This is a genomic window from Burkholderia sp. AU4i (assembly GCF_000466765.1).
Classification (GTDB): Bacteria; Pseudomonadota; Gammaproteobacteria; order Burkholderiales; family Burkholderiaceae; genus Burkholderia; species Burkholderia cepacia.
This window is the reverse complement of record NZ_ASSI01000091.1, coordinates 1-3074: the sequence shown is the minus strand read 5'-3', so window position 1 is coordinate 3074 and position 3074 is coordinate 1. Positions and strand designations below refer to the sequence as shown.

Genomic DNA, 3074 nt, shown 5'->3' with positions numbered 1-3074 from the left:
CCAGCCGGCCGCGAAGGGCGCACCCCAGGCAACGGGCGAGCGCCCACCGCGCCGCGAGCGGCCGCCGCGCGCCGTCGTCGCACCGAACCCCGTCCCGCCGATCACGTACCCCGAAAGCCTGCCGGTGTCGGGCAAGCGCGACGAAATCGCGCGCGCGATCGCCGGTCATCAGGTTGTCATCGTCTGCGGCGAAACCGGCTCGGGCAAGACCACGCAGCTGCCGAAGATCTGTCTCGATCTCGGCCGCGGCCTCGGCGCCGGCGGCACGGGCCTGATCGGCCATACGCAGCCGCGCCGTCTGGCTGCATCGTCGACCGGCCGGCGGATCGCCGAGGAACTCGGCACGCCGTTCGGCGAGGTGGTCGGCTACAAGGTGCGCTTTACCGACAATCTCGCGCCGGGCGCGTCCGTGAAGCTGATGACGGACGGGATCCTGCTCGCCGAGACGCAGACCGATCCACTGCTGAAGGCGTACGACACGCTGATCATCGACGAGGCGCACGAGCGCAGCCTGAACATCGACTTCCTGCTCGGCTACCTGAAGGAAATCCTGCCGAGGCGGCCGGACCTGAAGCTGATCGTCACGTCCGCGACGATCGACGCTGATCGCTTCGCGCGCCATTTCGGCACCGACGAGCGTCCCGCGCCCGTGATCGAGGTGAGCGGGCGGCTGTATCCGGTCGAGATGCGCTACCGGCCGGTGGCCGAGGATCGCCCGGCCGTGAAAAATGCCGAAGGCACGGGCGGCCGCGATCGCGTGAAGACCGCGCGCGAAGCGGAGCGCGACCTGATGGACGCGATCGTCGACGCGGTCGACGAACTGTGCCGCGAAGGCCCCGGCGACGTGCTGGTGTTCCTGCCCGGCGAGCGTGAGATCCGCGAGGCGGCCGAGGCGCTGCGCAAGCATCATCCGCCGCATACCGAGATCCTGCCGCTGTTCGCGCGGCTCTCGGCGGCCGACCAGGACAAGGTGTTCAAGGCATCGAACGCGCGCCGGATCGTGCTCGCGACCAACGTGGCCGAAACCTCGCTGACGGTGCCGGGCATCCGCTACGTCGTCGATACCGGCCTCGCGCGTGTGAAGCGCTATTCGTACCGGAACAAGGTCGAGCAGCTGCAGGTCGAGTCGATCTCGCAGGCGGCCGCAAACCAGCGCGCGGGCCGCTGCGGCCGCGTGGCCGACGGCGTGTGCATTCGCTTGTACGAGGAAAGCGACTACCAGGCGCGCGCACGCTTCACCGACCCGGAAATCCTGCGCTCGTCGCTCGCGTCGGTGATCCTGCGAATGAAGTCGCTGCACCTGACGGCGATCGAATCGTTCCCGTTCCTCGAGCCGCCGCCCGGCCGCGCGATCGCGGACGGCTACCAGCTGCTCAACGAGCTCGGCGCGGTCGACGACGACAACGCGCTGACGCCGCTCGGCCGCGAACTCGCGCGGCTGCCGCTCGACCCGCGCGTCGGCCGGATGATTCTCGCCGCGCGCGACCAGCAGTCGCTGCGCGAGGTGCTGATCATCGCGAGCGCGCTGTCCGTGCAGGACCCGCGCGACCGCCCGATCGAAGCGCAGGAGCAGGCCGACCAGGCGCACCGCCGGTTTGCCGACGAGCGTTCCGAGTTCCTGCAGTGGCTGAAGATCTGGGCGTGGTTCGAAGAGGCGGTCGCGCACAAGAAGTCGAACCGCCAGCTCGTCGACGCATGCCGGCAGAACTTCCTGTCGCACCTGCGGCTGCGCGAGTGGCGCGACGTCCACTCGCAGCTGCTGACGGTCGTGCGCGAGCACGGCTGGCGGCTCAACGAAGCCGAGGCGACGTACGAACAGGTCCATCTGGCCCTGCTGACGGGCCTGCTCGGCAACCTCGGCCTGAAGGCCGATGACGATCCGCACTATCTCGGCGCGCGCGGGATCAAGTTCTACCTGTGGCCGGGCTCCGTGCTCGCGAAGAAGGCCGGCCGCTGGGTGATGGCGGCCGAGCTCGTCGAGACGAGCCGGCTGTACGCGCGCTGCCTCGCGAAGATCGAGCCGGAGTGGGTCGAGAAGATCGGCGCGCACCTGCTGAAGAAATCGCTGTCGGAGCCGCACTGGGAGAAGCGCCCGGCGCAGGTCAGCGCGTTCGAGCGCGCGACGCTGTACGGGCTGCCGATCTACCACCGCCGGCGCGTCGCGTTCGGCAAGCAGGATCCGGCGCGGGCGCGCGAGCTGTTCATCCGCGGCGCGCTGGTCGAAGGCGAATTCGACACGAAGCTGCCGTTCTTCGCGCACAACCGCAAGCTGCTCGCCGACATCGAGCAGCTCGAGCACAAGTCGCGCCGGCAGGACGTGCTGGTCGACGACGAGCTGATCTACGCGTACTACGACCAGGCGATTCCGGCGGGCATCCACACGGGCGCCGCATTCGAGCGCTGGTATCGCGACGAGGTGAAGAAGGGCGGCCAGCCCGAGGACAAGCAGCGGCTGCTGTACCTGTCGCGCGACGACCTGATGCGCCACGAGGCCGCCGGCGTGACGACCGAGCTGTTCCCGAAGCGCGCGACGATGGCCGGCGTCGAGATGGCGCTTACGTATCACTTCGAGCCGGGCACGCCGCGCGACGGCGTGACGCTCGCGGTGCCGCTGTATGCGCTGAACCAGGTCGACGCGCGCCGCTGCGAGTGGCTCGTGCCGGGGATGCTGAAGGAAAAGGTGCAGTTGCTGCTGAAGTCGCTGCCGCAGAAGCTGCGCCGGCACTGCGTGCCGCTGCCCGAATACGCGGCCGGCTTCGTCGAGCGGATGGGCCGCGAGCGCTTCGGCGCGGGCGGCCTCGTCGAGGCGCTGATCGCCGACGTGCGCGGCGAGACGCAGGTCGCGATGAAAACGGCCGACTTCAAGCTCGAGACGCTGCCCGCGCACCTGTTCATGAACTTCAAGGTGATCGACGAGCACGGCCGCCAGCTCGCGATGGGGCGCAATCTCGCGCAGCTTCGCCAGGAGCTGGGCGCGCAGGCGCAGCAGCAGTTCCAGAAGATCGCGGCGGCGTCGACGATCGCGGCTGGCGGCGATGCCGATGCGGGTCAGCCGGTCGGCCAGGCGCCGGCGG

1 protein-coding gene is annotated in these 3074 nt (G+C 69.6%); it reads left to right on the top strand.

The genetic code is table 11. From position 1 onward, the window contains the following. Positions 1-3074, top strand: a 3074-nt coding sequence (gene hrpA / locus L810_RS21150; RefSeq protein WP_042975595.1) for an ATP-dependent RNA helicase HrpA, incomplete at both ends; no start/stop codon positions are given.